Origin of the sequence: Candidatus Aquicultor secundus (assembly GCF_002791875.1) — a bacterium.
Classification (GTDB): Bacteria; Actinomycetota; Aquicultoria; order Aquicultorales; family Aquicultoraceae; genus Aquicultor_A; species Aquicultor_A secundus.
Genome location: NZ_PFNG01000016.1, coordinates 1 through 5561 on the forward strand (window position 1 = coordinate 1; position 5561 = coordinate 5561).

The 5561-nt window shown below is 48.2% G+C and carries 7 protein-coding genes; 2 read left to right on the forward strand and 5 right to left on the reverse strand.

Annotated features, from left to right (window positions below):
* Positions 1–72 precede the first annotated feature (72 nt).
* The gene (locus COY37_RS00485; protein WP_286678691.1) at positions 73–552 is read right to left on the reverse strand and encodes a YaiI/YqxD family protein; all 480 of its coding nucleotides are present in this window, start codon (positions 550–552) and stop codon (positions 73–75) included.
* A gap of 309 nt (positions 553–861) precedes the next feature.
* Between COY37_RS00485 and COY37_RS00490 the strand changes: the two genes are divergently transcribed.
* On the forward strand, positions 862–1068 hold the full coding sequence (locus tag COY37_RS00490) for a cold-shock protein (protein ID WP_286678692.1): 207 nt from the start codon (positions 862–864) through the stop codon (positions 1066–1068).
* 451 nt (positions 1069–1519) lie between these two features.
* Here the strand turns inward: COY37_RS00490 and COY37_RS00495 are convergent, their stop codons facing one another.
* Positions 1520–2158, reverse strand: a complete 639-nt coding sequence (locus COY37_RS00495; RefSeq protein ID WP_286678693.1) for a hypothetical protein — start codon at positions 2156–2158, stop codon at positions 1520–1522.
* Between the two features lie 421 nt (positions 2159–2579).
* Between COY37_RS00495 and COY37_RS00500 the strand changes: the two genes are divergently transcribed.
* The gene (locus tag COY37_RS00500; RefSeq protein ID WP_286678694.1) at positions 2580–3044 is read left to right on the forward strand and encodes a hypothetical protein; all 465 of its coding nucleotides are present in this window, start codon (positions 2580–2582) and stop codon (positions 3042–3044) included.
* Between the two features lie 22 nt (positions 3045–3066).
* On the opposite strand, the gene COY37_RS00505 is transcribed toward COY37_RS00500, so the two are convergent.
* The 3 genes from COY37_RS00505 to COY37_RS00515 all read right to left on the reverse strand — a co-directional run bounded on the left by COY37_RS00505 (position 3067) and on the right by COY37_RS00515 (position 5314).
* Complete coding sequence (locus COY37_RS00505) at positions 3067–3747, reverse strand: SatD family protein (RefSeq protein WP_286678695.1); 681 nt, start codon at positions 3745–3747, stop codon at positions 3067–3069.
* 262 nt (positions 3748–4009) lie between these two features.
* A complete protein-coding gene (locus tag COY37_RS00510) occupies positions 4010–4306 on the reverse strand; it encodes a YerC/YecD family TrpR-related protein (RefSeq protein ID WP_286678696.1) in 297 nt (98 codons plus the stop codon).
* Between the two features lie 114 nt (positions 4307–4420).
* The gene (locus COY37_RS00515; RefSeq protein WP_286678697.1) at positions 4421–5314 is read right to left on the reverse strand and encodes an MBL fold metallo-hydrolase; all 894 of its coding nucleotides are present in this window, start codon (positions 5312–5314) and stop codon (positions 4421–4423) included.
* Between the last annotated feature and the right edge of the window lie 247 nt (positions 5315–5561).

Genomic DNA, 5561 nt, shown 5'->3' on the forward strand with positions numbered 1-5561 from the left:
TTTAGAATGACAAGTGCTGGATTCTTCACAACGCTTCAGAATGACATCCGGTAACCGATTAGCAGCGTAAGATCACATTTCTTCAAGAAGGCGCTTGAGTACCGCTACCAGGCGTTCCTTATCCTCGGCGGTGTATGGCAAGGGGCCTTTAGTTCTGCCGCCCGACCTGCGAATTTTTTGGCCTTCATGGCGTAAGAATAGTTCGGTATCGATTGTCGCGGGATTATATACTTTGCCACGCGGTGAGATCGTGGCCGCCTTTTTGGAGAGCGCGAGCGCCGCGAGACCGATATCTGCGGTGATCACGATATCGCCTGCATGCACCAGTGCGACGATGGCATAATCCGCCGCATCCCGCTCGCTGGGAACTACCGTAGTTGAAACGCCGGTCGTCTGACTAAAGCGCAGCAAGTTCTGGGTCTCGTTGCCAACAAGCACAACCGGGGTTTTATGCGCCGCACTTACCTTTATTATCTCGCCCAGCGAAGGGCATGCGTCCGCATCGACAATAACCCGCCTCTCGCCTGCACCGGTTTTCTTATCCCTCATCATGGTCCTCAGTCCCTTTTCTTGAATCTTAGGCTTAAGTCTAACCCTAGATACGGAATCTATGCCAGCGGCACGTTAATAAAGGACTTCAAGACGACACGGCAAAGTCGACATCAACGGCTTGCCCATAAAAAGCTTTACAAAAGCTAGTTTATGGTCGATACTTAAATATAGCTAAGACGTGAATTCGTAAATGGGGACCCGTTATTAGACGGGTCTTTATTTTTTGGTCGGTGTCGTAAACTTTTTTGAGTACCTCATTAACCTAGCGTCGTAAGCTTAAAAGTGTTAAGGCGCTAGGAGGTGGAAAATTTGTCAAAAGGTACTGTAAAGTGGTTTAACGATGGCAAGGGCTTTGGCTTTATTAGCCAGGAGAACGGCGGCCCGGATGTATTCGTACATCACTCAGCAATCAGCGGAGAGGGCTTTAAGTCACTCGCCGAGGGTGATGCCGTCGAGTTCGAGGTCCAGATGGAGGCCAAGGGCGCTCGCGCATCAAACGTTACCGTCGTCAGGTAAAAATAATTGACTAAAAGACCTGCTATCTCAAGCAGGTCTTTTTTTGTTTGTGTGGGCAACAAATTTGTCGTTATGGAGCCAAGAACTTAGTCAGAACAAGGTTTGTGTGATATACTTAACAGGTAGAGATGCTTCATTGTTTAGCTTGGAAGGATATGGGGCTCTTAAGAAAGAGCATCGTATCCCTTTTTTATTGCATCGATTTACTACATATAGTAGTAGCACCATAGCATCAAAAAGAGACGAACCCTCTACAACACGACCGAACACTTTATGGAAAGGATACATTGATGAGGATTACCCATGAAAAAGGCAAGAAATACCGCGCTTACAGCCCACAAGAGTTCTTTAAGTCCCCTGAAAGCCCGCAGCCATTCTACGGCCTAAACGAACTTAAGCCCAAAAGATCCGACGCAAAAGAATTAAACGATCAAACAGCTCGGAAATCTAATTAAGGAGCCATTCCGACCGTGTTGCGGATCGATTCATACGCGCTTCTCTCGACCTCTTCGGGGGTTGGGATGTCTTTAATATCTAGCGGCGCATAAGCTATGCTGTTGCCGATAGTCCCGTCTGTCTCTATATAAAACCTTGCAGACCCGGGCACCAGCCTCTCGCCTGAATCAGATTTCCCTACAACCTTGATGTTTGCAAATATGCGTTGGTCGGTGGAGATATACTCATTCAGGTCGTGACGCCAGACATTAATATCTTTCTTAGCTCTTTTAAGCTGCTCTTTTGAAAGTCGATTTCTATAATCCTTTAAAAACGCAAGCCTTCCCTTTAGGGCCGGTATATCCTCCGCTTTATCGTAATCTAATCGATACTTCCGCTCGACATCGAAAACCGCTTTGAGCTGTTCCCCGGAAGACCGCTGCGATAGGATGGATACCTTGGTATCGAGTAACTTCCAGTGCTTAAGCCGGGCATCTTTTTTGAGATAGCCGTCTAACGCCGATTGTAATTGCCCGGTGGAAACATTTGTGGACCCCGCATTTTGGCTTCCGCAAGATGAAATGCTTAAGGCAAAGACAATAATAAGGCATATTGCGAGCACTCGTCCCCTTCCGCCTTTCAGGCTACAGTTCATACGGCGCTCCTTTGCGCTTACTGGAGGTATACGTTTTAGGGCCTGCGGTTAACCTGCTGCTAGATTATAGACATATAAGGAAACTAAAATCAATTAGCGTAGTTACCTGCCTGATTGCAAAATATTAAATTTTTTTAACAATACGCGCGATTTTTTGAGCACTCATCCGTTCTATATATAGAGGTATTGGTATAGAGTTTTCAACGTGTGCATTGATCCAAGCTGTGTCTTAAGCCATTAGGCTTTGACTCAGCATAGTTTTTACGACATTATGAGCAATATTTCACAAGCGCACATATTCGATATTATCGAATAGCTTAGAAACTAATCCGGCTTATCTTGTTTCGTAGAGCCAGGGGGCGTGATGCAAAGCACAGGCTTTTCACATCGAACCTACGAGAACAGATAAGCCAGAAATAATATGGTAACTACCACGTTACCAAGTAAAAGGAGTGATGAGTATCGAGTAAGACCAGCGCTCGCTCCGGGCGTTGGTCTAACAGGCAACAGACTATCCGGAACCATGGTAGCCGATGCCAAGAACCTCAGTTGGGTTGCAGAGGGCGTCCCGGTTACCGCTTATGATGATGACGGTACCTGGGATCCATATGGCAAGATGACGGTTACCGTGAAGGACAGTGGTGGTGGCGCCCTTCAGACAGCCGATGTCGTAACGCCGGTATCCGGTGAGATGAGTTGCTTCAAGTGCCACGGCACGACAAACACGTTCCAGAACATTCTAGCAGCGCATGATAAGTACAACGGCACGACCCTTGCTGCTGATTTGACAGCCGGCAAACACCATCGCTGCAGCGAAGGCGCATGCCACGTATGGAGCTGCAAGTTCTGCCATACCAACAAAGCCCAGGGTGCAATGCACAAGTAACCCTGTGCTGATGCACGTAGCTTTAAGAACCACGTAAAGGGGAGCCGATTGGCTCCCCTTTACTGCTGCTCACGAGATAGTGCCCAAGAAACTGCTCGGCCTGATTGGTCTCGAATAGATGGGCGGCGTTTACCTGCTTTGAGATATTCTGAAAGGTCGTCCCGAACACGGCGGCGGCGCGGGTTGCCGTTCCCGCGAGATTATATACTTTAGCCGCCCACCACTGCTTCTCGGTACGCTCGCTGATAAGAACATCGTAAAGCATGTAGACGGTATCCACGGTATCATCAAACCCACGCTCGCTTGCAAACCCTGTCAGGTGTTGCTTATGCTTTAAGCCCCGTTTCTTCTGTTTGCGCTTTAAGCCTTCCATAACATCGCGGGCGATATGAAACACCGGGCCGTCGACCTTGCGGATATCCTCTGAAAGCTCTGTTGTAATCTCTCCAAAGCCGATTGCAATGCGGATTTTGACGGGGGCGACTTCTTCGCGTAGCCTCCCCGCGATATATGGGGCTTTTGCGAGGTCGGTCAGTACGCCCTGGAACTCGTCGCCGAGCGTAAACTGAAACGGTATGGCGATGTCTGCCGCAAACCTGGCGTTTATCTCTCCGAAAGCGGCCTCGATATGCCGCTGGGCCTGCTCCCTTTGCTCAAGGGTGCGCGACTCGATAATATCGCAAGTAATGACCGTGTAATTCACTATTAGTATCCCCCGTTGGCTTAGTTCGGCTTCTCAATTACCGCCAAATATGTCACTACATCAATCACATTTGGTTTAAAATGGGATTATCAACCGAATATTGTTGAATATCAGGACTTCAACTAATACAAGTTGATATTTTGATTATCGAACAGTGCCTTCAAAAACTCAACTATTATTTACGATAATTTCGTAAGAAATTTGGGGTTTAAACCATAAAAACATGCCGTAGATCAGGCATTTGAGGGGACCGGATTTACTTTTAACGATCCTTAGAGCGGTCGAGAAGCAATCTATAGCCGTCGGCCCCATACTCCAGGTAACGCTTAACGCGGCTGATCGTGGCGGTGCTTGCTCCCGTTTCAGTGGCGATATCGATATAGGTCTCCCCTGCGTCGAGCTTTCGCGCAACGGCCCAGCGCTGGGCCATCGATTTAATCTCCGCTATGGTGCAGAGGTCCTCGAAGAATTTATATGCTTCCTCTCTGTTTTCGATCTTTAAGATCGTGTCAAAGAGGTCGTCTACTTGGCCTGTCCGCAGCTTTTCATTAAGGGCCATTAAATTACCTCCGGGAATAATTCGCTTTGATAACGTAGTAACTCTTTATTATTTTACCATAAAAAAGTAAATTGGTTTTCGGGTAGTTATTACTGTTTGCAGGTAGTTCTTACGCTACTCGACGGCTCGCCACATCAGCCTGTTGGCATCAAAATCGTATGTCACCAAGCCTTCGCCGAGAAGAAAACTCAGGTAGGCTTTCAGGGTATCCATGCAAAGATAATATTGTTGCAGCGTAGTGACCGCCAGCCCGTGTTTCTTGCAGAGTTCCCAGAGGACGGTCGCCGTTTGCGCCGGAACCTGCAAAACATGCAGGATGTCGTCGACACGCTCCTGGATCTTCGTTAAATTCGCATCGGCAAGCTCGATTATATCGCCGGTCGGGGTAACATGCGAAGGAACAAAGCTTTTAGCGGCGACCCGCTTTAGCCTCTCTATGGATTTGGTCATTTCACCCACGTTTACCATGTAAATCAGGATGAGTTTATTCCAGGCACTCAGTGAAAACACGCTGTCCCCACAAAAAAACACGTCATCAACGATAACGCCCATCTGATTCGGCGAGTGTCCGGGGAGTGGAATAACCTTGAACTCTTTATCCCTTATCACCATGGAGGGCTCCTCAAGAAGCTTATCGACCGGGGACCTTTTTGCCATCATAAAGGGCTGCTTAAGCTCCTGGGGGGCCTCGGCCCCGTAAATGTAGAACGGTTCGAGCGAGGGGTTTGTCATAATCGCCGCCTCGAACGCCGGTGCGTAGACTTTGCATCCGGTTTTTTTGACCAGGTAGTTGTTACCCCCATAGTGGTCGGCGTGTGAGTGGGTGTTTATAACCACCGAAAGCTTTAGCTTCTCGGCTTCGAGCGCGGCAAGAATTAACTGGGCGCTGTCGTCGTCCATGCCCGTGTCCACAACCGCGCATTCATTGCCTGCGGTCTTTATAATACCGTAGTTCTGGTGGTCGGATAAGTAGTATATATCTTCGTTAACCTGTATCAACTCGGGCATATCAACCCCTTTTAAGAACAGTAAGCAGTAAGGAGTAGGCAGTAGGCAGAATAAACCTTCATCTTAGAAAAGTTTACCTACGCCTAGACGCTAAGTAGTGGCAGTCACTGTGAGTGCACTCGAGATTCTTCACTATCGTTCAGAATGACAGCTAGTGGACCCTCTTCTTAAAAACCCACACCCTCGGCCCACACACTGCTCACTGTATACTTCCTACTGCCTACTAAAACCCACACCCTCGGCCCAC